The organism is Agromyces cerinus subsp. cerinus (genome assembly GCF_900142065.1).
Taxonomy (GTDB): Bacteria; Actinomycetota; Actinomycetes; order Actinomycetales; family Microbacteriaceae; genus Agromyces; species Agromyces cerinus.
Window position 1 is genome coordinate 181,520 of sequence record NZ_FSRJ01000002.1, and the last position, 23,127, is coordinate 204,646.

Below are 23,127 nucleotides of genomic sequence, written 5' to 3' on the forward strand. Positions count from 1 at the left end.
GGGTCGAGTGGGTGCTGACGATCCTGCTGACGGTGGCAGGGCTCGTGGCGGTGGCCCGTGGCGCGGTGCGCATTGCGACGGCCGGTCGCGCGGACGACAGCGCCGCATTTCCGAACGAGACGCGCGCAGAGGTGCGAACTCGTGGCGTCCAATGGCTCGTCGTCGGTTCGATCCTGTTGGTGTTCGGCCTGATCATGGTGCCCGCATTGCTCAGCCCCGACCAGCTGAGTCGAATGTAGGTCCGCGTCGAGGAACTGCGGAGGCCGTCGCCTACCGGAGGTCGCGGGTGATGCGGATGCCGAAGGGGTGCGGCCCGGCGGCGAACCACACGATGGAGCCGACGAGGGGGAAGCAGATCACCGCGATCACCCACACCCAGCGCTCGAGCTCGTTCAGCTCGTCGGACCGGAGGATCCGTGACACGACCCAGAAGATGAGGGCGAGGTAGCCGACACCGACGATGATCGCGAGGAGATTCCAGCCGAAGATGCCGTCCACCGTCTTGCTCCGTCCGTCGGAGGCCGGTGCTCGTGCCAGGCCAGTGCCGACAGGCTACCGCCATGCGCGCAGCATCCGCTCGCGCTCGCGCCGGAGCGGGCCACGGAGCGGCACACTACCTTCCGGGGCTCGTCGTGGTCGGGGGAGGCCCGTCGTCGCCCGTGCCGCGCTCGGCACCCTGCGACTCCTGCTCCTGGATGGACTCGATGATCGAGTCCTGCAGCCCGCGCTGGCCGGTGTGCAGTTCCTGGTACTTCTCGCCGGCGCTCATGAGCGGCCCGAGGGCGTACCGCAGGCGCGAGCGGATGCCGCGGGGCGCGCGGATCCACCTCACGACGATGCCGATCACGATCGCGAGCGCGAACACCGCGACCGGCACCCAGATGAGGGCGAGCGGCCACGATTCGGATGCCACGATCAGAACCCGTACGCCGTGATGGGGGAGAGTCGGCCGTCGCGCAGTGCCTCGAGCACCGCGAGCTCGTGCGGCACGACCGGGTCGGGCAGGGCGTCGAGCGGGAACCAGGCCAGCTCGGCCGCCTTGTCCTCCATCAGCGTCGGCTCGCCGCGCCACTCGGTCGCACTGAAGAAGACGTCGATGCGCTCCTCGATCGCCCGGTGCGGTGCGCCGCCCGTGCGGTGCATGACGGTCAGCACGGTGAGCGCCGACTCGTCGAGCTCGACGCCGAGCTCTTCGCTGGTCTCGCGCACGGCAGCGGCGAGCAGGGACTCGCCCTGCTCCACGTGACCGGCCGCGCCGCACGCCCAGTGCTCGTCGAAGTAGCCGGTGCCGCGGCGCAGCTGCAGCAGCACCTCGTCGCCGCGCCGGAGCACGACGTACGCCGCCGGGATGACGGCGAAGCGCCCGTGCGACGCCGCGTAGGCCTCGGTGTACGACTCGGAGTCGGTCACGGGGTCTCGATACGCTTCGCTACTCGACCAGCGGGTTCAGCCGGTCGGGTCAGTACCCGACGATCGGGCCGAACGCGTCGGCGAGCGGTGCGCGGTTGATGCCGCGCAGCTCGTCGATTGACACCGTGAAGAGACCCTGCACCTCGAGCGCGCCCGACGTGGCGTCGGTCACGCCGATGCGGCGCACCGGGTAGTCGCGTCCGTCGCACAGGCCGCGGAACTTCACGTCGTCTTCGCGCGGCACCGTCACGATGACGCGGCCCGTCGACTCGGAGAAGAGCGCCGTCGCGAGGTCGATGCCGGCGTCGCCGGCGACCTCGTCGAGCACGACGCGGGCGCCGAGGCCGAAGCGGCCGACCGCCTCGGCGAGGGCGATCGCGAGACCGCCGTCGGAGAGGTCGTGCGCCGAGTCGATGAGGCCCTCGATCGCCGCGGCGTTCAGCAGCTCGGCGAGGCGCTTCTCACCGGCGAGGTCGACCGCCGGCGGGCGACCGCCGAGGTGGCCGTGCACGACGCCGGCCCACGCGGAGCCGTCGAGCTCGAGCGCGGTGTCGCCGAGGAGGTAGATGTTGTGTCCGTCGTCCTGCCAGCCCGAGGGGATGCGGCGGGCGACGTCGTCGATCACGCCGAGCACGGCGATCACGGGCGTCGGGTGGATCGGCACGTCGCCGGTCTGGTTGTAGAACGAGACGTTGCCACCCGTGACGGGGATGCCGAGCTCGAGGCATCCGTCGCTGAGGCCCTCGACGGTCTCGGAGAACTGCCACATGACCTCGGGGTTCTCGGGGGAGCCGAAGTTCAGGCAGTCGGAGACGGCGGCGGGCACCGCGCCCGAGACGGCGACGTTGCGGTACGCCTCGGCGAGGGCGAGCTTCGCGCCCTGACGCGGGTCGAGCTGCGAGTAGCGGCCGTTGGCGTCGGTCGCGACCGAGACGCCGAGGCCCGACTCCTCGTCGACGCGCACCATGCCCGCGTCGTCGGGGTAGCTGAGCGCCGTGTTGCCGAGCACGTACTTGTCGTACTGGTTCGTGACCCACGCGGCATCGGCCTGGTTCGCCGAGCCGACGAGCTTCAGGAACTGCTCGCGGATCTCATCAGGCGTGGCCGGGCGGTCGAGCTTCGCGGCCGTGTCGGCTTGCAGTGCGTCGATCCAGGTGGGGTAGGCGACGGGGCGCTCGTAGACCGGGCCGTCGACGGCGACGGTGCGCGGGTCGACGTTCACGATCTCCTGGCCGTGCCACATGATCGAGAGGCGGCCGGTGTCGGTGACCTCGCCGAGCACGCTCGTCTCGACGTCCCACTTCTTGACGACCTCGAGGAAGCCGTCGAGCTTCTCGGGGCGCACGATCGCCATCATGCGCTCCTGGCTCTCGCTCATCAGGATCTCTTCGGGCGTGAGCGTGGGGTCGCGCAGCAGCACGTCGTCGAGCACGATGGCCATGCCGCCGTCGCCGTTCGACGCGAGCTCGGAGGTCGCACACGAGATGCCGGCGGCGCCGAGGTCTTGGATACCCTCGACGAGGTCGCCGGCGAAGAGCTCGAGGCAGCACTCGATGAGCACCTTCTCGGCGAAGGGGTCGCCGACCTGCACCGCGGGGCGCTTGGTCGGGCCGCCCTCGTCGAAGCTGTCGGAGGCGAGGATCGACGCGCCGCCGATGCCGTCGCCGCCCGTGCGGGCGCCGAAGAGCACGACCTTGTTGCCGGCGCCCTTGGCGTTGGCGAGGTGCAGGTCTTCGTGGCGCATGACGCCGACCGCGAGGGCGTTGACGAGCGGGTTCGCCTGGTACACCGGGTCGAACCAGGTCTCGCCGCCGATGTTGGGCAGGCCGAGGCAGTTGCCGTAGAAGCTGATGCCCGAGACGACGCCGTGCACGACGCGGGCCGTGTCGGGGTGGTCGATGGCGCCGAAGCGCAGCGCGTCCATGACGGCGACCGGGCGGGCGCCCATCGAGATGATGTCGCGCACGATGCCGCCGACGCCGGTCGCGGCGCCCTGGAACGGCTCGATGTAGCTCGGGTGGTTGTGGCTCTCGATCTTGAACGTGACCGCCCAGCCCTCGCCGACGTCGATGACGCCCGCGTTCTCGCCCATGCCCACCATGAGGTTCTTCTTCATCTCGGGCGTGACCTTCTTGCCGAACTGGCGAAGGTAGATCTTGGAGGACTTGTACGAGCAGTGCTCGCTCCACATGACCGAGTACATCGCGAGCTCGGCGCTCGTGGGGCGGCGGCCCAGGATGTTGCGGATGCGCTCGTACTCGTCGGGCTTCAGGCCCAGGGCGGCGTACGGCTGCTCCTTCTCGGGAGTGGTCGCCGCGACCTCGACGGTGTCGAGCACCGGAGTCGTCGGAGCAGCGGTGTTGGCGGGTGCTTCAGTGGTCACGAGTGGCGAGCTCCAGAGAACGGCGGCGGGCGGATGCCGCGGGGCGAATGCCTGACCCTTGCAAGTGTACCGGCCGTGCTCAGTCGAGCACGGCCGGTGGGTCCGCCCGGTGCGCGCGGGCGGTGCCGCTCAGGTGCCGCTGGTGTTGGGCGCCGAGGGTTGCGTGCCGTTCTTCGTCGGCGGCGTCGGCAGCGCCTTCTTCGTCGGGGCGCCCTGCTTCGCCTTCGTGGGCGTCGCCGGCAGCGGCTTGGGAGTGCCCGACGCCTTCGCGATGCCGCCGGCGCCGCTCGAGGTGCCCGCCGCGCTCGAGCTCTGGCTGCTGTTCACCGCCGGGGTGCCGCCCGACGTCGCGTTGCCGGTGGCGGCGCCGACCGGTTTCGCCGTGGCCGCGGCATCCGTGCCGCCGAACTTCGCCCGCTTGCCGTATGGCGCGCCCAGCTTGACCGTGCCCTCGCCCAGATCGATGTCGATGAGGGGGTTCGGGTCGAACATCTCGGCGGTGTCCTGCCACTTCTTCGCGGCGGCCCGGTCCATGCCCGCGCCGAGCGTGGCGAACGACGTCGGCAGGTGGTTCGCCGTGCCGGCGTCGATCCACGAGCCGAGCGGTCCGAGGGCGCCGAAGCCCGACATCTGTCCGGCGGCGTCGCTCTTGTCCCAGGCCGCCCGAACGATGTCGTTGGCCTTCGCGATCGTGAAGAGGGCACCGCTCGGATCGGTGTACCTGATGGCGTTGGACCCCGCGTAGGCATAGGAGGCCTGGAGTTCTGGAGCCTCGAGGATGCTGAATGGCTCGCTCAACGCGGGATCGACCGTCAGGAACAGTTCGCGCCTGGCGTCGTACCAGCGCTCCCCGAAGTCGATGAGGCTCCGCCGCTCGTCGGTGTAGGCGCCGGCGTACTGGTACGCCGTGCGGTACACCGTGGAGTGCTCGTCGATCCACACCTCGCCGGTCGGGAAGTACTCCTGGTGCTGGAACGCCTGACCGCCCGCGTCGGTGACGACGTTGGTGCTGCCCTGCAGGTCCTTGTGCAGGAAGTACCGCTGCCCCTCGGGCGCGTACGGGTCGTCGCCGGGGTCGCGCTGCTGCGCGATCAGCTCGTCGTCGATCCAGATCTGCTTCGTGAGCTCGGTGCCGTTGCGCACCGTGACCCACGGGTTGATGAACGCGTGCTCGCCGTTCGGGCCGCGTTCGATGACCCGGCGGCCGGCGTCGTCGTAGGCGTACTCGGTCGTCTGCCCGTATTCGTCGACGAGTTCCATCTTGCCGGCCCAGTTCCAGGTGATCTCGCGAGTGATCTTCGCCTTCTTGCCGGTGCCGTTGACGATCTGGATGAGCTCGCCGTCGGCGTCGTAGTGGAAGGTGTCCTGGCCCTGGGTGCTGACCTGGTGCGGACCGTCGGCGTCGAAGGTGCGGGTGAACGAGTACGAGGTCGCGGCCTGCACCTTGCTGCCGAGCTTGTCGACCTGCGCCTTCTTCTCGACGTTGCCGGCGTCATCGAAGTCGAGGTCGAACGTGAAGCTGCGCGTGTTCTTCCACACCGCGGCCGAGCCGGAGGTGAACGTGAGGCGGTCGTACGGGTCGTACGTGTACGTCATCGAGACCGGACTGCCGAACAGGTTGGTCACCGTCGCCGGCACGTTGTTCGAGTAGGTCTTCGGGTTGCCGACCGCGTCGTACGTGTACGACTGGTCCTGCACCTCGCGGTACGCGACGGGGTTGCCCTTCAACGGGCGATCCGCCGAGACCGTGCGCACGTTGCTGAGCCAGCGGGTGAGCGGCTCGTACGTCCACGAGGTGGTCGCGCCGTTGCCGTAGTCGATCGCCGCGGGCGTGAGGAACTCGTCGTAGCGGCGGTCGGTCACGTAGTCGTAGTGCCAGGTGGTCGGTTCGTCGACGTAGAGCGGGTTGCCGTCCGCGTCGAACATCGGGTTGCCGTCGGCGTCGAGCTGGGGCACCCGGACGAGGCCGGGTTCGTCGCCGACGACCGACTTCGTCAGGCCGCCGGCGTCGTAGTCGTACGTCAGCACCTCGCCGTCGGGATAGGTCATCGTCGAGATCCGGCTGAGCCCGTCGTAGACCCATTCGGTCGTCCACTGGAACTTCTCGTCGCCCGGCTTCCAGTTGTGCAGCTTGATCTCGCTGAGCTGGTTCGTCGTGTTGCCGAGCGCGTCGTACTCGAGCGTCACCACACGGGCGGCGTCGTCGATCTGCACGATCCTGCCCGCGCCGTTGCCGTCGGCTCCGACTTCGCCGTACGTGTACGTCACGTCGGGGGTGTCCTCGGGGTAGTCGACCTTCACGAGATTCTGCAGCTCGTAGTGGTAGGTCGTCTCGACGTCCTCCTCGCGCAGCGTCGGCGAGACCTCCTTGATCACCTTGCCCTCGGCGTCGAACCAGGTCTCCACCAGGCCGCCGTCAGGAGTGTCGGTCGTCAGCTTGTTGCCGACCCCGTCGTAGGTGTGGGTGGTCGCGTTGCCCGCCACGTCGACGACCTGCAGCAGCTCGCCGAGCGGGTTGTACTCGTAGGTCGCCGTCTTGGGAGGCAGCAGGTCGAGCGGGTTCGGCGTGGCCGGGTCGAGCGGTTGGTCGTCCATCCGCAGTTCGTTGCCGCGGATGTCGGTGGAGGTCGTCGTCACCCGGCCGCGGGGGTCGGTGCTCACGGCCTGCTGCACGTCGACTCCGTGGCCGCTGAGCTCGGCGTCGCCGAATCCGTACGTCGTCGCCGTCACGCGTGCGCCGGGCTCGGTCTGCACGGTCTCCTGGTCGAGCAGGTTGAACTCGTGCGTCGTCTTCGTCGGGGCGGGCGAGGTCGCCGTCTCGTACACGGTCTGCGCGACCGTGTCGAAGGTGGGTCGGTAGACCTCCGCCTCGTGGCCGAACAGGTCGTAGACGACCGCGCCGCTGACGACCCGGCCCTCGAGCGCGACGCCCTGGGCGTTCACGGTGCGCGCGTCGCGCTTCTGCTGGGTGATGCGCCCGATGCCGTCGGCGAACTGCACGGTCTCGATCGGGTCGGCGTTGAACGCGTCGGCGTGCCGGGCGATCGCGTAGCCGTAGCCCGGGGCGCTCGGGTGGTACTCGAACGTCACGGCACCGGCCTGCAGCGGGTTGCTGATCGAGGCGAGACGCGACAGGTCGTCGTAGGTGTACGACGTCGTGTTGTCGTTCGCATCGGTGCGGCTCGCCACCTTGCCCGAGCTCCAGTCGAAGGTCGCGGTCGAGGTCATGCCGGTGCGGAGCGGATCGGGGTCGGTGTCCGGCTCGTAGTCGAGGAACACGTCGACCTCGTCCTGGCTGTCGAAGTCGTACTCGGAGACCTCGGCGATGTTCGCGTGGCCGACGTTCGTGTCGTAGATGTACTCGACCGCGTAGCGCACGCCGCCCTCGCCCTCGGGGTAGACGATGCGGTTGTAGCTGCCCCACGAGTCGTACTGCAATTCGGTCACGGCGACCTCGTCGGCGCTGATGCGCTCCTCGAGGAGCGTCACCGACTGGTTGTCGCAGACCGAGTCGCGACCGTCGCGCTGCCGGAGGATCTCGCCGTCGGAGTCGTACATCGTGATGACGGCCGGCACACTCACCCACGTCGGGCAGACGTCGGGCGAGAAGATCGGCGACGCCTGTTCGTCGGTCGGCATCGGGTAGTACGGGGTGTCGCCGAAGCATCCGACGCCCGTGTCGTAGTCGCCGTTGTCGTCGAGCTCGACCTCGGAGGCCGAGATCCGGCAGTCGGAGTAGTCGGTGACCGTGAGCACGTCGTCGGCGTCGGTCTCGAGTTCGCCCTCGTCGAGCTGCTCCAGCACGTTGCCGAGGCCGTCGTAGACGAAGCTCACGCTCGTCTCGTTGCCGACGGTCGTGCCGTCGGCCGCGAAGTACCGCTCCTCGCTGTCGGTCACGAGCGGTGCGAACGACCAGGTGAGGGATTCGGTGCCGCTCAGCGCGGGGATCGCCGTCTGGACGTCGACGAGGTCGGCCTCGGCGAGCGGGTCGAAGCCGCCGGGCACGCCCTGCACGTCGCGGATGCCCCAGTCGAGCGTCGCCGCGCGCAGCGCCGTGTCGTTCGCGCCGTCGCGCACGGTCATCGAGGTCTGGAGGCCCGCGACGAACACGTTGTCGTTGAGGTACTCGGTCTCGGTGATGCGCTTGGCGACGCTGCTCGGGTCGAGCTCCCGCTCGGTGACCTTCGAGAAGCCGAGGCTCTGGCGGAACAGCCGGTCGAACCGCGGGTTCTCGTAGTCGAAGGTCGAGACCGAGACATCCACGCCGTCGCCCGGTCGGCCGTCGTCGACCGCGACGCGGCTGAGCGCCCAGGTCGAGTCGGGGTGGTCGACCGTGTTGCCGTAGCGCTCGTAGTCGAGCCCGACGGTGCCGCCGAGCGGGTTCCTGACGGCGGACAGCAGGTTGGTGCGGCCGGTGGTGTTCCGCTGCACCTGCACCTCGTGGTCGTCGGTCGAGGCCAGCGAGTCGACGAAGCCGTCGCCGTCGATGTCCTCGAGCGTGACCTCGGAGAAGCTCACCGAGTTCTGGTACGACGCGCCGGGGTTGACGACCAGGTAGCACGCGACGAGGCACAGGGGGCCGGCGTAGACCGTGAAGTCGACACCGCCGCCGATGCCCTGCGAGCGGTCGTACGAGACCTGCGGCGAGGCGCCCAGATCGGCGACGCCGACCCCCGACGCCCGCGCGAAGTCGCCGAAGTCGACCGCGGGAGCGAGGCCCGAGCCGGTGCCGAACTCGACCGTCGGCTGCCCGCCTGCCGAGGCCTTGTGCAGTCGGTCGGGAATGCCGTCGCCGTTCACGTCGATCCACGCGAACCGGGTCATGTCGTAGTTCCAGTTGAACGAGAGCCCGCCCGAGAACTCGCCCCACGGCGTCGCGAAGCCGGCCGAGGCGTGCCCGCCGATCGACTCCTGGGTGTTGAACCCGCCGGTCGCGAGCGGCAGCGCCGCGTCGGCGAAGTCGTAGCCGAGGTTGTAGCGCACGAAGACGCCGCTCGGGTTCGTGTAGACCACGTCGGGCAGCCCGTCGCCGTTGACGTCGGCGAGCTCCTGCGACATCGGCGCGGTGCCGTCGCCCTCCGGGATGTCGGATGCCTCGGCCGGCGGGCCGTAGTCGGCCGACAACGGCCCTCCCGCGGGGCCCGACTCGTTCGGGTTCGTGAACCCGAGGTCGAAGCCGCCGCCGATGCTCAGGCCGAACCCGGCGCCGAGGCCCGGGTCGCTGTCGGCCGCCTTGCCGCCCTTCGAGGCGGCGTTGCCCTGCGAGGTGTTGGTCTTGCCCTTGTTGTTCGCCGCGATGTCGACGAGGCCCGCGTCGAGGCCGCCCGAGGCGTTGATGGTGAGGTCCTGATTGACCAGGGCCCGGCGCTCGCTCGGCCCGTCGACGGACTTGTAGAGGATGCCGCGCTGGCTCGTGTACTGCACCTTCTCGGGCGTGATCACGTCGGGGTAGCCGTCGCCGTTCAGGTCCTCGTAGTCGACGAGGCTCCAGCTCGGACCGACGCCGACCGAACCGCCGAGCGGACCGAATCCGAAGGCGAGCGAGAGCGAGGGGCCGGTGACCGAGATGCGGGTGACGCCGTCGGCGGCCCCGCCTTCGTCGAGGCCGAGCGAAGCGGTGTCGGATGAGAGCCGCGACGAGCGCGCCCGATCGGCGGACGCGGCCAGGTTGTCCCGGGTGCCGCGCCACTGCGGTGCGTCGATCGGATCGGCCTCGGCGCCGAGCGAGTCGGGGTTCTGCAGCGGCAGGTACGCGTACGACGGGTCGATGTCGGCCTCGGCCTCGCACTCGGTGACCGGGCCGGTGCACAGGTCGTCGAAGCCGCCGGCCGGTTCCGCGGCCTGCTGTGCGTCTTCATCGATGACGAACGCGTCCTCGTCGATGGGTGCAGTGGCGAGGGCTCCACTCGCCGTGTAGCCGGCGATGCCCCAGCCTCGGTATGCGAGCGGGAAGATGCCCTGCCGGCCGGTCCACGTGAGCGCGACCGGGGGCGTCACGTCATCGGGAGACGCCCCCTCCTCGCCGAGCGTGACCGTGACCGACCCCTGCGAGAGCGCGTCGGAGAGCGCGGGTTCGCGGGCGCTCAGCTCGAACCAGTACTCCTCGCCGTCTTCGAGCCCGATCGGCTCGTCGTCGGTGAACGGATCAGTGAGGTCGACGACGGTCTCCTCGGCCGAGGCTGCGAGCGTCACCGACCGCTTCCACTCGAGCCCGTCGCGGGTCTTGATCGTCAGCACGACCTCACGACTCGGCATCTCGTCGGCGATCGACGAGAGCGCGGCGTGCTCGATCCGGAGCTCGTCGTACTCGGTGGTCTCGTCGGCCACCCAGCCTTCGGAGACCTGCGCGGTCGAACGGTTCGGGTACTGCTCGATCTCGGGGGCGAGCTCGACGCGCTTGGTGTCGGTCAGCACGCCCTCGATCGTCTTCTGCACTTCGATCGGGTCGCCGTTCGTGTCGGTCGCGTCGGTGTAGTGGATCGCCGGATTCCACGAGATCGCGCTCAGGTCGATGGTCGAGTCGACCTCGAGGTGCGTGTGCAGGGAGTCGGTCTCGGGCTGGTCGCCCGCGACGTCGGGGTCGGCCGCGACCGGACCGGACACCGTGACCTCCGCCTGGAATTCGATGGTGCCGACGAAGTCCTCCGGAATGACGCCGTCGACGATGGGAACGGCGGCGCCGCCGCCCTCGGGGACTCCGGTGGCATCGGGGATGTCGACGGCGATCACCTCCAGGGGATCCGCGTCGGTGCGGTCGAGCACGACTTCCAGATCGTCGCTCGTCGCCTTCGACTTCACCACGGTCGCGGTGAACCGCACGGTGCCGTCGTAGGGCATGACGACGCGGGTGTTCGGCCGGCCCGACAGGGTGAAGTCGGCGGCGGCGTTGTACGAGGTCTGCGAGAGCCCGTTCACATCGAGCGGGATCTCGGTGGTGTCATCGGGCACCGGATCGACCGAGCCCTCGTCGACGACGGCGGCGCCGTCGATCGCGGTGTAGACGACCTGCGGCGACCAGGCGACCTCGTCGTTCGCACCGTTGTCGAGCGACCCGACGCGGAAGTAGACGCGGTCGCCGCGCTGCACGTCGAGCACGGTCGGCGTGTCGAATGCGTGGTCGCCGGCCGCGGCGAGCGTCTCGGCGACCTCCTGCTCCTCGTTGAGCTGGATGGCCACGCGGACGCCGTCGTCGGTCGTCGCGCTCGCGACGGGGTCGAGGAGGGCGGCGCCCTCGACCGAGACCGTGCCGTCGAACGGTGCGACCCAGCGTCGCACGGTGTCGATCGGCGGAGACGCCTCCTGCAGGCGCTGCTGGAGCAGGTCGAGCTCGGCGCTGTTCACTTCGGGCGCCATTCCGCCGTCGGCCAGGGGCACTGGCGTGCCGGTGCTGCCGGCGAGGAAGGTGGGGACGCCGTCCGTCAGCCGGTTGAAGTAGACCGCACCCTCGTGCACGAGGTCGGGCAGTCCGTCGGCGTTCGCGTCGGTGAAGTACACGTCGCCCCAGGCCACGGCCCCGCCCACGCCGAACGAGGCGGTCACGATGATGTGGGCCTCGAGTGCCACCTGGAGCTGGAACTCGTGGTCGCGCGAGAGTCCCTTGCCGCTGAGGGTGGTGAGCGGAATCGGCTCGCTGAACTTCTGCTCGCCATCGGGACCGCCGAGGTTGAGCCGGTACCAGACCGCGCTCGCGGTCGCCTGGCCGTCCTGCTTCCAGACCTTGTCGGGCAATCCGTCGCCGTTGAGGTCGATGAGCTCCTCGATGCCGTCGGTCTGGCCGCCGCCGATCTGGATCGAGGCGCCGAAGGAGCCGACCTTCTGCGGCACCGCGGGGTTGAAGCCGACATAGACATGCCCCTCGGCGGAGTTCGACTCGGCGCCGCCGAGTGCGCCGCCGGAGATGTTCTCGTCGAGGAACGCGCGGTCGCCGATGTCGTCGGCATCGCCCGTGTCGCCCGTGTCCCACGTCGGGTCGGTCGCGAAGCCCGCGTAGGAATCCGGGGCGTCCTGCACCTCGTTGAAGTACTCGAAGGTGTGGGTGACCGCTGCTGCGGTGCCGGCGCCCTGGGTCACCGTCGACAACAGGGTCTTGCCGAACGGCCCGGTCGCGTAGCCGAGGTCGTACCGGGTGGCGAGCCGGTCGTAGACGCGACCCCCATCGACCTCGAGATCGCCGTGCCAGACCTCGACGCTCGCGAGCTGCTCGGCGAGCAGGTCGAGGTAGCGTCCGGTCGCGTCGAGCGCGGTGTCCATGCGCAGGCCGTACGGCTGGTTCGTCGACGGGTTCGTGCGCTCGGTCATCCGGATGAAGCGGATCTCGTACGGCGGCTCCTCGTGGTAGCCCTCGACCGGGTGGTTCTCGTCGGAGGCCTCGGCGGCCTCGGTGTAGAAGATGCTGCGCGGGTAGGTGTGGCGTGCGCAGAGGGTGTCGGCGTCGTCGACGCACGCGGCATCCGCCACCCAGGCGCCGGAGCCCTCGTCGAAGCGGTAGCGCAGCGTGTCGTACTCGTAGCGGAACATGTTGACGCCGACGTCGCGCTTCGCGGAGAGCAGCCACTTGACGATGTTGCCGTCGTCGTCGACGACGACCGAGTCGGGATCGAGCGCGCCGACGTTCGGGCCGGGGTCCACGAAGCCGCGGGTGACGCCGAGCGGGCCGCCCATGGGGCCCCCGGCGTCCGGCACGGCGCCGTACCAGCGGATGCCGCCCATCTTGTCGCGGACCTCCCACCAGTAGTTCTTCGGGCCGTCGCCGTGGCGGATGATCTGCTCGTACTCGGTCTCGACCTGCCGGGTGAAGTCCTGGCGATCGGCGATGCGGTCCGTCCACGCGTCGCCGAGCGCGTTCGGCACGAGCATTGATCCGTCGAGCGAGTACGACTCCGATTCCTTGGCCGGGTCGAAGTAGGGCACGCCGAAGCTCGTGTCGACCTCGACGGTGTCGAGGCCGAGATCCCAGCCGGCGCCGGCCCAGCTCGAGTCGGTGGACGAGGTGTAGTCGATCGAGAGCTCCGGAGTCATGCCGCGGCCCTGCGGGACCAGGATCGGGTACGACAGCTGCGCGCTGCCGTCGCTGGACGCCTCGGGAGCCTCGACGAGCGCGAGCCCGTCGGACGGGTCGGCGTACTGCAGCCCGTCGAAGGTGCCGTCGCCGAGTTCGTCGGGCGTGAGCATCGACTCGCGTGCGAGCGGTTCACCGGGTTTCGCGCCGCCGCCGAATCCACCGGTCGCGGCGATCGCCCCCGTCGCGACCAACGCCAGTGCGGCGACGACCGCCACCGTCTTCACCGCGGTGCGTCCTGCAGACATGGCAGTCCTCCGTCATCACTCGGGTCGGCGGCGGGTGCTGCGACGCACCGGGCCACGTCAAGTCGACCCCACAACTGGTGCCGTGTCCTGAAGGAAACCTTCAATTACCCTTCAAGCAGACGGTTTCGGAAATCCGCGCGGACGAACGGATGGCGCATGACCGGACAGCTCGGCGACCCCGCGTCATTCGTCACGCCCGCGGTGTTCTACTTCGCCGAGCACCGCTTCGAACCGCCGAGCGGCCGCCTGATCCGCGGCGAGCAGCGGCTGCGGCTGCGGCCGAAGACCGCCGCGGTGCTCCTGCTGCTCCTCCGGCGAGCCGGGGAGGTCGTCACGAAGGCCGAGCTCATCGACGAGGTGTGGGACGGCACGACGAGCGACGAGTCGGTCGCGGTGTGCGTGGCGGAACTGCGGCGCGCGCTCGGCGAGCACCCGAACGAGCCGCGCTGCATCGCGACCGTGCATCGGCGGGGCTACCGGTTCATCGCGCCCGTCACGACCGCCCCGCAGCCGACGGAGGTCGAGCCCGCCGGGGCCGGCCGGGCGCTCGAGCTCGCCGAGCTCTCGCGGTGGTGGGACTCCGCCCGCTCGGGCACGCGCACTGTGGGGTTCGTCACGGGAGAGGCCGGCGCCGGCCGGACGACCCTCGTGCACGACTTCCTCACGGCGATCCGCACGATCGACGGACGCTCCGCGGACGATCCGGTCGCCATCGGCGAGGGACGGTGTGTCGACGGGCGAGGCGGCGAGCCGTACCTGCCGTTCCTCGACGCGTTCTCGGCGATCTGCCGCGGCCCGAGCGGCGCGCGGTTCCGCGAACTCCTGTGGCAGGTCGCGCCGACCTGGCTGCTGCAGATGTCGGGCATCGTGGAGTCGTCGGCCCTCGACGCGCTCCGGCGCCGCGTCGCCGACCGGCCGGCCGGCCGGCTCATGCGGGAGGCCGCCGAGGTGCTCGACGCGATGTCGGCGATCGCACCCGTCGTCATCGTCATCGAAGACCTCCATTCCGGTGATCGCTCGACGATCGACCTGTTCGCGCACCTCGCGCAGCGGCCGACCCGCGCACGGCTCCTGCTGGTCGCCACCTCGCGCCCGACGCCGACGGGCGCCTCGGGGCATGCGCTCGGCGACGTCATCGGCGGCCTGGGCGCCCTGCGACGGTGCGAGCGCCTCGATCTCCCGCCGCTCGGCCTCGACGCCGTGACGAGCGTGCTCGCCGCCCGTCTCTCACCCGGCGTCCCGTCGGACGCACTCGCCGAGGAGGTGCTCGAGCGCACCGAGGGCAATGCGCTGTTCGTCACGCTGCTCGCCGATCGTCTCGTCAGCGAGGGGGCGCTGCGCGAAACCGACGGCGTGCTGCGGACGAGCGAGCCGATCGCCGCGCTCGGCATCCCCGACGGGGTGCGCCGCCTGATCGTCGACCGGCTCTCGCGTCTGCGGACGGGCGATCTCGACCTGCTCCAGGCCGCGGCCGCGTGCGGCGTCGACTTCGCGGTCGTCGAGGTCGCCGCCGGTCGTGCGGCACTCGCGGCCGCTTCGCACCGCGGGGCGGGCGACGAGACCGAGGTCGCGCCAGCGCTCGCCGACCTGGCCGAACGCACGGGCGTCATCGTGGAGGCCGAGCCGATGACCTGGGCCGACGGCAGCATCGGCGAGCGCTACCGATTCGTGCACGGGCTCGTGCGCGATGTCGTGCACGAGCAGCTCGGTGGTGCGGGGCGGGTGGCCGTGCACCGCGCGATCGGCGCCTCGCACGAGGCGGTGGCGATGCCGGTCGCGTGGGCCGGGGCCACGGCCGAGCACTTCGAGCTCGGGCGCGATCCCGCGCGCGCCGTCATGCACTACGCGCGCGCCGCCGATGCCGCGCGCCGCCGGCTCGCCCCGGGCACGGCGCTCGACCTGGCGCGCCGCGGCATCGCCATCGCCGACTCGGCAGGGGCGGTCGTGCCGGGTTCCGCACGGCTCGGACTGCAGCTCTGCCTCGTGGCGGCCCTGCTCGAGGAGCACGGACCCACGTCACCGGTGGTCGCCGACGCCGTCGACACCGCCGAGGTGCTCGCCGACGCCGTCGGTCGCGGCCCCGAGGTGATCCTGGCGCGCCACCTGTCCTGGAGCGTCGCGTTCATGGCGGGCGACTTCTTCGCCGCCTCGGCTCGACTCGTCGCGGTCGAGGAGGCGGCGACCGGCGTCGAGGATCCGGCGCTCGAGCTCCAGGTCGCGGATGCCCGTGCGCTGACGCTGCTCGCCGAAGGCTCGCCGGCGCTCGCGCTCGAGGCCGGCCGGGTATCTGTCGATCGGGTCTCCACCGCGGCATCCGACTCGGACGACGAACGGCCGCACCGTCGCTCGGAGGCCGCGGTGCTCGGTCGATCCAGCGCGGCGATCGCGAGCTGGCTCGTCGGATCGGCCGAGGACGCCAAGCGCCTCGCGCACGACGGGCTCCGTCTTGCGCACGAGACGGGCGCGGCGGGCATCGTCTGCCGCAGCCTCTGGCCCGTCATCGCGGTGCACCAGCTTCGCGGGGAGCGGCGCCGGGTGCAGCATCACGCGAGCGAGCTGGCCAGGGCGGCCGAGCACGAGCACCCGCGCTGGTCGGCGATCGCAGGAGCCTTCGACGCGTGGGCACGGCTCGACGATCCCGATCCCGCGCAGGCGGCGGCCGAGGTGCAGCAGCTGGTCGAACGCCTGCTCGCCGACGGCATGGGGTTCGGGCGGCCGTACCACCTCGGCCTGGCGGCGGAGGGCGCGGCCGCCTGCGGCGACACCGAACGGGCGGTCGTGATCATCGATGCCGCGCTCGCCGCGGTCGCTTCGACGGGCGACCGGTGGTATCTCGCCGAGCTCCTGCGCTGCCGCGCGGAGGCGCTGCTCACGCTCGCCGCCGAGCATCCGTCGGGGCGGCTCGGGTTCACCCGAGCGGCCGATGCGCTGCTCGACGAGTCGCTCGCGATCGCGCGGAGTCAGGGCGCGCGCGCCCTCGAGGTCCGCGCGCTGACGACGGTGGTGCGGACCGCGCGCCCTGCGGCGGACGGGCCGGTGGCATCCGCCGCGATGCTGCGCGACCTGCTGGGCGTGCTGGGCATCGGCGTCGGGCCGGTCGACCGGCTCGCGGCCGAGTTGGCACTGCGCGGCACGGGCCTGGGTTCGGGCGAGCCGGTCGTGTCGCCGACGGGCACACTGCTGGGCTGAAGCGGCGGACGCCACGCGGCATCCTGTGCGCTCGACGGACGAGCCGGTAGACTGTTCGGCGGTCGTCGCATTCTCGATGGCCCTGGGCGCGCACATCAGCGCGCAGTCGACCCGCCGTAGCGCTCGCGGAGCCCCGCCCCGCGCCCGCGGGGAACGCCCTTCGTTCAGGTATCCCATGACGCCGTCAACTCCCGTCGATTCCACGTCCTCCACTCCCGCCGTCACGCCGCCCTTCCCGTGGCTGGGCCTCATCGTGCTCGCCTCGGCCGTCTTCCTCTCCGTCACGATCGAGATGCTCCCGACGGGTCTGCTGCCCGACATGAGTCGCGAGCTCGGCGTCGGCGAACCGCTGGTTGGCCTCCTCGTCACCGTGTTCGCCGCGACAGTGGTCGTGCTGACGGTGCCGCTCGCGGCCCTCACCCGCAAGGTCGGCCGTCGTCGCCTCATCGTGATCGCGCTCGTCGTGCTGGCGATCAGCTGCGTGCTCACCGCCTTGGCGCCGAACTATCCGACGGTGGTCGCGACTCGCGTGCTCGGCGGAGCCGCGCACGGCGTGTTCTGGTCGGTCGTGGGCGCGTACGCCGGGCACCTCGTGCCGAAGGAGCAGCTCGCCCGCGCGGTCTCGATCTCGGTCGCCGGCGGCTCGGCCGCATTCGTGCTCGGCGTGCCGCTCAGCACGGCGCTCGGGCAGGCGCTCGGCTGGCGCTTCGCGTTCGCCGCGATGGGCGTGCTCACGCTCGTGGGTGCGGTGCTCGTCTGGCGGTTCCTTCCCTCGGTGCGGCATCACGCGGGCGAAGCGGATGCTGCGCCGGTGCGTGTGCGCAGGGACCCGACCTTCGTACCCGTCATCGTGGTGTGCCTCATCACCGCGACCGCGATGATCGGCATGTACAGCTTCTACACCTACGTCGCCCCGTACCTGACCGACGTCATGGGCCTGCAGGCGAGTGCGATCAGCCCGATGCTGCTCGCCTACGGCATCGCCGGCGCGGTCGGGCTGGTGCTCGCGGGTGCCGTGCTCGGGCGGCGCCCGACGATCGGTCTCGTGGTCGCGATGGTCGGCACGGCCCTCGGCGCGGTCGGCCTCGCCGTGTTCCCGCAGGTGCCGGTGGTGGGCATCGCGAGCTTCCTGCTGTTCGGGACCGCGTTCGGCGCGCTGCCGACGATGCTCAACACGCGGCTGCTGCACTCGGCTTCCGCGAGGATCCGCGATGCCGCGGCGTCGTTCTACACGACCGCGTTCAACACGGGCATCGGCGGCGGCGCGTTGCTCGGCGCGGCGCTCTACGGCGTGATCGGCCTCGCGGCCCTGCCGTGGGTGCTCGTCGCGCTCTTCGCGTGCGCGACGGTCGCGCTCGTGTGGACGGCGCTGGTCAACCGCGTGCACCACTGACCGTGCGGCTACTCCGCCCGTGAGAACGCGGCGGCGCGCTCGATCTGGTCGCGCGTGAGCGCGACCCCCGTGTAGCGCTCGAACTGCGCGGCCGCCTGCATCGCGTGCACCTCGGCGCCGCTGATGACGAGCTTGCCGGCGGCGCGGCCGGCCGCCACGAGCGGCGTCTCCGCGGGGAACGCGACGACGTCGAACACGACGGATGCCGCGGCGATGTGCGCTTCGGAGAACGAGAGCGCCGAGGCATCCGCGCCCTGCATGCCGAGCGGGGTGACGTTCACGATGACGTCGGCGCCGGGCTCGGGGTCGGCGGCCGTCCACGCGTAGCCGTACTGCCCGGCGAGCGCCGGGCCGAGCGAGGCGTTGCGGGCGAGCACGGTGACGTCGTCGAATCCCGCGCCGCGGAACGCCGCGACGACGGCCTTCGCCATGCCGCCCGACCCGCGCACGAGCACCGACTGCGTAGGGTCGAGGTCGTTCTCGGCGATGAGCTGCGCGATCGCCTCGTAGTCGGTGTTCGACGCGGTGAGCACGCCGCCGTCGTTCACGATCGTGTTGACCGATTCGATCGCCGCGGCCGAAGGCTCGACGACGTCGACGAGGGGGATGACCGCCTCCTTGAACGGCATCGAGACGGAGCATCCGCGGATGCCGAGCGCTCGGATGCCGCGCACCGCACCCTCGATGTCGTCGGTCGTGAACGCCTTGTAGACGAAGTTCAGGCCGAGCTCGTCGTAGAGGAAGTTGTGGAACCGGGTGCCGAGGTTCGACGGCCGGCCCGCGAGCGAGATGCAGACCGACATGTCCTTGTTGAGGATGGGCATGTCACCATTCTGCGCTCCCTGGGCGGGTTCAGGCTTCGCGGCCCCCGGGCGGGCCGATCACGAGGAGGCCGGCGAAGACGACGACGATGCCGACGACCGCGAGCGAGATGAGCAGCACGGGGCGCGCGAGGAACCAGCGCAGCAGCCCGTTGACCCAGTTCGAGTCGGCCGGGTGGTCGGTCTTCTCGCGGCGCCAGTCGCCCTCGAGGTGACCCTTGCGCACGAGCCACAGGTCGAACGGGATGGTCGCGTAGGGCACGATCGCGGTGAGCACGGCGAAGGCGATGCGGCCGAGGTTCCAGCGCTGGTTGACACCGACGATGACCGCGGTGAGCGCGTACGACAGGAACACGAATCCGTGGATCGACCCGCCCACCAGCACCGCCCACTCGACGCCGGCGGCGTACTTCAGGATCATCGCGGCGATCAGGATCGTCCACGTGACGGCCTCGGCGAAGGCCAGGGCGCGATAGAGGCGTTTCGGTGACACGGAAGGCTCCAGAGTTCGGGGGATGGTTCCATCCTCGCAGCCGCCCCTGAGCGGGGGCATCGAACGAACGATTGATTCGCATGACCCGCCTCGCCGAACTGTTGCTACCGGCTCCGATGTTCGTAGAGGGCGAGTCCTGCCGCGACGGAGACATTCAGGGATTCGACGTTCGGGCTCATGGGGATCGCATATCGGTGGGCGGTCAGGGCGTCGAGCTCGGACGACACTCCGTCGCGTTCGCCCCCCAGCACGATCGCGAGGCGTCTCGTCACGGCCCCGATCGAGCTCAACGCGTCGACGGCATCCGCTGAGAGGGCGGCAACGGACAGCTGCTCCCGCTGGATGAAGTCTGCGCACTCCGCGCGACTCGCGAGGATGACGGGTGTTGCGAACACGAGCCCGCGGCTGGCACGGATCAGGCGACGGTCGAGGGTCGTGCGGAGGCCGCTCTCGAGCAGGACGATGCCTGCGGCGCCGAGCGCGCAGGCGGTTCGGGTGATCGCGCCGATGTTGCCGACGAGTCGTACCCCGTCGAGCACGATGATGTCGCCCGTCGTCTCGATCAGGTCGGAGAGCCTCGGCGATCGGGGTGAGTGCGCGAGTGCGAAGATGCGCGAGTGCTTCTGCTCGCCGAACAGGCTACGCGCCACCGCATCGTCGATGACGTGCACCGGCACATCGGGATCGACGCCGATGAGGGCGGGCGGTCCGTTCGCGACTGAGGATTCGGTGGCGTACAGACCGTCCAGCTCGACTCCGCACGCGACCGCCTGCTCGATGTTCTCGAGGTCGTCGAGCACGAAGACCTTCGGTCTCTCGGAGCGGCTGCGCAGCACATCGGCGATGCGCCGGGCTGCAGGGTGGCGTGCGCTGTCGATCCGCTGCACCGTCGCCGGTGCGAATGTCGTCGCTCTCGTACTCGTCGCTGCCGCCATGCGCACCAGCGTGCGGCCTGACGCGACGTGAGGGTCAAGGTGGGCGCCGAGATCACTCCCATACGGCGCGGTCGGGGTCGACGCCATTGCGCCGAGCGTTCGCGTTGATGACCTCCACAAGCCATTCGGAGAGTCCCGGTTCCACATCGTCGAGATAGGCCTTGAAGCGTTCGTCGCCGACGTAGTGCTGTCCGAGGCAGACCTGCATGGAATGGGTGCAGTCGAAGAGGTGGCCGACCATCGCCCGATGCTGCTCCGCGAGACGGTCGGCGCTGTCACTGCCCGGCACCACGCCGGAGCGCTTCGCGTCGGCCAGCTCGAGGTACAGGGCCTCACCGTCGTCCCGTATCCGCTCGCGGTCGGCTTCGGAGAGCTTCACCGCATTCCGCTCGAACTGCGCCCACTCGTCAGAGGCGCCCCAGCGCTGCCGTGCTTCCTCCGCCCAGTCTTCGCGCCATCCTCGACCGAAGATCTCCGCTTGCTGCTGCGCGGTGAGCGTCTTCCCGTCTGCCCGCGAAGCCAGGACCTGATCGACCGCTTCCGCCATCTGCCGCAGTCTGCCAATGCGCTCCTCGATCAGGATCCGCTGCTGGCGGAGCTGTGCGGCTTCATCGACGGCGGGATCGTCCAGCAGTGCTGCGATCTTCCTCAGACTGAATCCGAGTTCCTGATAGACCAGCACCCGGTGGATACGCTCCACATCGGTCGCCGAGTAGGCCCGGTACCCACCGGCCGTGCGGCCGTGAGGCTGAACCAGGTCGACGGAATCCCAGTGGTGCAGCGTCCGTACGCTGATCCCGACGAGCGAAGCGACCTCACCGACCGTCAGTTCCTCCGAGACCGGAACCAGGGGTGGTGCATCGACCTCGATGTGCAGCCAAGGTGTCATCGACTCGGGTGCGTTCACTTCCACGATCGGCTCCGTTCCCCTGCTCGCGCCTCCCCACCGCCGCTTCGGGCGCTTCGGCCCGATTCTTCCATTCGACCAACCCGTGCACTGGCCCGCAACTGTCCGACCGACTCGCGCATCACCCGACCGCGCGGTCTTCGCCGGCCTCGGTCGTGCTCGAGGCGCGCGGTAGCCTTGGGCGGTGACCGAGCAGTCTGCACGCGAGCTCGTCTCGAGCCTCATCGCGTCGATCCCCGATTTCCCCGAACCCGGCGTGACGTTCCGCGACCTGACCCCCGTGTTCGCGAGCGGGCCGGCACTGCACGCGCTCGGCGCCTCGCTGACGGAGCCGTTCGCCGGCCGGTTCGACGACATCGGCGGGGTCGAGGCGCGCGGGTTCCTCATCGCGGGCGCCGCCTCGGCGATCTGCGGCGCGGGCGTGCTCACCATCCGCAAGGCCGGCAAGCTGCCGCGCGCGGTGCTCCGCGAGGACTACGCGCTCGAGTACGGCACCGCCGCGCTCGAGGTGCACGAGGGCGAACTGCCGCCGGGCTCCCGCGTGCTCATCGTCGACGACGTGCTCGCGACCGGCGGTACGGTCGCCGCCGCGGCGCGTCTCGTCGAACGGGCCGGCTGGCAGGTGGCCGGCATCTCGGTCGCGCTCGAGCTCGAGGGACTCGGCGGCCGCGAGGCGCTCGGCGACCGCTACGAGATCTTCTCGCTGCTGCAGTACTGAGCGCCGGTCGGGCGAGCGGATGCCGCGGCATCCGCCTGTGGAACCGTCGTGGTCGTCGTGGACATTCCTTGGTAGCGTGTGCCACCGAACGAGGAGGTCCGATGCAGGACAGCATGCCGAAGCGGACGTTGTGGTGGGGGATCGGCCTGTCGGTCGGCGGTGCCGTCCTGGCCACGTACGTGCATCCGGAGCTCTACGCGACCGTCTGGCTCAACACCGAGCCCGGGCAGACCGCGCTCGTCCTCTGGCTCCTGGCGATCGACCTGCTGAACTCACTCGTGCTGCCGCTCGGCACCGCGCTCATCGCGGCATCCCTCGTGATGTTCTACATCCGCGGTCGGGCGCAACCGGTCGAGCACGACCGGCCGAAGCGCTGGGTGCTGCCCGAGCCGACCGAACGCGGCCCCGAGCGCTGAGGCGGCCCGCTCCGGCGCATCTCGCGCGGCGAGCATCACCGTCGTCCGCCGTCGACCCGCAGGGTCTCGCCGGTGAAGAACGGGGCCGACATGATCCACAGCACGGCATCGACGATGTCCTGGACGGTTCCCGTGCTGCCGACGAGCGTCCGGGAGGCGGCTGCCGTGAGGAACGCCGCCTTCTCCGCACCGCGGGCATCCCAAAGACCTGAATCGATGATCCCCGGAGAGATCGCGTTCACGCGCACCGGAGCGAGCTCGGCGGCCAGGTGCTGGGCTGCGAACGCGATGGCGCCGTTGGTGATTCCAGTGGCGTAAGTCCCGGAACCGGGACGCCACGCGACCTGACCGGAGAAGAGGGTGAGCGACTGCCGGATCTGGAAGTGCTTGGCCAGCAGGAGGGGGCCGGTGATCTTCGCCGCGATCGCCTCCTGCACCCGGGAGAGCTCCATCTCGCGGATCGGCGCACTGTAGGTCATGCTGGCGGTCGAGATCAGGTGATCGATGGGGCCGATGCGCTGCGCGGCCGCAGCCACGGACGCCTCGTCACGCAGGTCGATGCGCACTGTGCTCTCGTCACGTGGCGCGTGCGATGCAACGGTCACGTGGGCGTCTTCCGCGTCTGCGGCCGCCGCGATGGCAGCGCCCAATCGGTGGGTTCCGCCGATGACGAGGACGGTGTGGTTGGCGAATCTTCCAGTCATGTTCTGCTCCGATCGGATGTGATGCACCCGACGCTATGGAAAAGTAACTGGTGACTTCAACGTAACCGGAGAGGTTCCATATGACGTACGACATCATGTCGGCGAGCTGCCCATCGCGTATCGTGCTGCGGCGCATCGGCGCACGATGGACGGTGTTCATCGTCAACGCGCTCGAACACGAGCCGATGCGATTCACCGCGCTCGCGACCCGAATCCAAGGGATCACTCCGAAGGTCCTCGCGGAAACGCTCCGGTCTCTGGAGGAAGACGGTCTGGTATCCCGAACCGTATTCGACGAGAACCCCCCTCACGTCGAGTACGAGCTCACTGAACTCGGCCGCTCGCTGCTGGTGCCGCTCCGCGCCGTGAGGGAATGGGCCGAGGAACACGTCCCCACGGTCCTCGCCGCCCGCGCCGCCCGCGCCGCTCTCCGGCCGACCGACGCGGGATAG

Annotated in this window: 16 protein-coding genes; 6 read left to right on the forward strand and 10 right to left on the reverse strand. The window is 70.3% G+C overall.

The window, feature by feature from the left end:
* Positions 1–11: 11 nt before the first annotated feature.
* Positions 12–239, forward strand: coding sequence for a hypothetical protein (locus BUR99_RS06970; RefSeq protein ID WP_143231525.1), 228 nt, complete (start codon positions 12–14; stop codon positions 237–239).
* A gap of 31 nt (positions 240–270) precedes the next feature.
* Here BUR99_RS06970 and BUR99_RS06975 read toward each other — a convergent pair whose 3' ends face one another.
* The 5 genes from BUR99_RS06975 to BUR99_RS06995 all read right to left on the reverse strand — a co-directional run bounded on the left by BUR99_RS06975 (position 271) and on the right by BUR99_RS06995 (position 13,099).
* Positions 271–498 (reverse strand): PLDc N-terminal domain-containing protein, encoded by a 228-nt coding sequence (locus BUR99_RS06975; RefSeq protein ID WP_074259675.1) that lies wholly within the window; start codon positions 496–498, stop codon positions 271–273.
* 115 nt (positions 499–613) lie between these two features.
* Positions 614–913: a hypothetical protein gene (locus BUR99_RS06980; protein ID WP_074259676.1), complete on the reverse strand. Its 300-nt coding sequence runs from the start codon at positions 911–913 to the stop codon at positions 614–616.
* A gap of 2 nt (positions 914–915) precedes the next feature.
* Positions 916–1,410, reverse strand: a complete 495-nt coding sequence (locus BUR99_RS06985; RefSeq protein ID WP_074259677.1) for an NUDIX hydrolase — start codon at positions 1,408–1,410, stop codon at positions 916–918.
* Between the two features lie 49 nt (positions 1,411–1,459).
* Complete coding sequence (purL, locus tag BUR99_RS06990) at positions 1,460–3,793, reverse strand: phosphoribosylformylglycinamidine synthase subunit PurL (RefSeq protein WP_074259678.1); 2,334 nt, start codon at positions 3,791–3,793, stop codon at positions 1,460–1,462.
* Positions 3,794–3,922: 129 nt separating this feature from the next.
* Positions 3,923–13,099 carry a toxin TcdB middle/N-terminal domain-containing protein gene (locus tag BUR99_RS06995; RefSeq protein ID WP_074259679.1) on the reverse strand — a complete coding sequence of 3,059 codons (9,177 nt, stop codon included), beginning with the start codon at positions 13,097–13,099 and terminating at the stop codon, positions 3,923–3,925.
* A gap of 156 nt (positions 13,100–13,255) precedes the next feature.
* Here BUR99_RS06995 and BUR99_RS07000 point away from each other — a divergent pair, with 156 nt between their 5' ends.
* Together BUR99_RS07000 and BUR99_RS07005 are read left to right on the forward strand one after the other, a co-directional pair.
* Positions 13,256–16,288, forward strand: a complete 3,033-nt coding sequence (locus BUR99_RS07000; protein ID WP_074259680.1) for a winged helix-turn-helix domain-containing protein — start codon at positions 13,256–13,258, stop codon at positions 16,286–16,288.
* Between the two features lie 175 nt (positions 16,289–16,463).
* Positions 16,464–17,681 (forward strand): MFS transporter, encoded by a 1,218-nt coding sequence (locus tag BUR99_RS07005; RefSeq protein ID WP_074259681.1) that lies wholly within the window; start codon positions 16,464–16,466, stop codon positions 17,679–17,681.
* Between the two features lie 8 nt (positions 17,682–17,689).
* Here BUR99_RS07005 and BUR99_RS07010 read toward each other — a convergent pair whose 3' ends face one another.
* From BUR99_RS07010 to BUR99_RS07025, 4 genes are all read right to left on the reverse strand, one after another.
* Entirely contained in the window at positions 17,690–18,505 is an 816-nt protein-coding gene (locus BUR99_RS07010) for a shikimate 5-dehydrogenase (RefSeq protein ID WP_074259682.1), read from the reverse strand.
* Between the two features lie 28 nt (positions 18,506–18,533).
* The gene (locus BUR99_RS07015) at positions 18,534–18,995 is read right to left on the reverse strand and encodes a DUF3817 domain-containing protein (RefSeq protein WP_074259683.1); all 462 of its coding nucleotides are present in this window, start codon (positions 18,993–18,995) and stop codon (positions 18,534–18,536) included.
* A 104-nt stretch (positions 18,996–19,099) separates the two neighbouring features.
* Entirely contained in the window at positions 19,100–19,930 is an 831-nt protein-coding gene (locus BUR99_RS07020) for a TrmH family RNA methyltransferase (protein ID WP_074259684.1), read from the reverse strand.
* Positions 19,931–19,982: 52 nt separating this feature from the next.
* Positions 19,983–20,843, reverse strand: coding sequence for a MerR family transcriptional regulator (locus BUR99_RS07025; protein WP_234980777.1), 861 nt, complete (start codon positions 20,841–20,843; stop codon positions 19,983–19,985).
* Between the two features lie 178 nt (positions 20,844–21,021).
* On the opposite strand from BUR99_RS07025, the gene BUR99_RS07030 reads away from it, so the two are divergent.
* Together BUR99_RS07030 and BUR99_RS07035 are read left to right on the forward strand one after the other, a co-directional pair.
* Entirely contained in the window at positions 21,022–21,555 is a 534-nt protein-coding gene (locus BUR99_RS07030; protein WP_074259685.1) for an adenine phosphoribosyltransferase, read from the forward strand.
* 101 nt (positions 21,556–21,656) lie between these two features.
* A complete protein-coding gene (locus BUR99_RS07035; RefSeq protein ID WP_074259686.1) occupies positions 21,657–21,971 on the forward strand; it encodes a hypothetical protein in 315 nt (104 codons plus the stop codon).
* A gap of 35 nt (positions 21,972–22,006) precedes the next feature.
* On the opposite strand, the gene BUR99_RS07040 is transcribed toward BUR99_RS07035, so the two are convergent.
* Positions 22,007–22,675 carry an SDR family oxidoreductase gene (locus BUR99_RS07040; RefSeq protein ID WP_074260258.1) on the reverse strand — a complete coding sequence of 223 codons (669 nt, stop codon included), beginning with the start codon at positions 22,673–22,675 and terminating at the stop codon, positions 22,007–22,009.
* Between the two features lie 80 nt (positions 22,676–22,755).
* Here BUR99_RS07040 and BUR99_RS07045 point away from each other — a divergent pair, with 80 nt between their 5' ends.
* Positions 22,756–23,127: a winged helix-turn-helix transcriptional regulator gene (locus tag BUR99_RS07045; protein ID WP_074259687.1), complete on the forward strand. Its 372-nt coding sequence runs from the start codon at positions 22,756–22,758 to the stop codon at positions 23,125–23,127.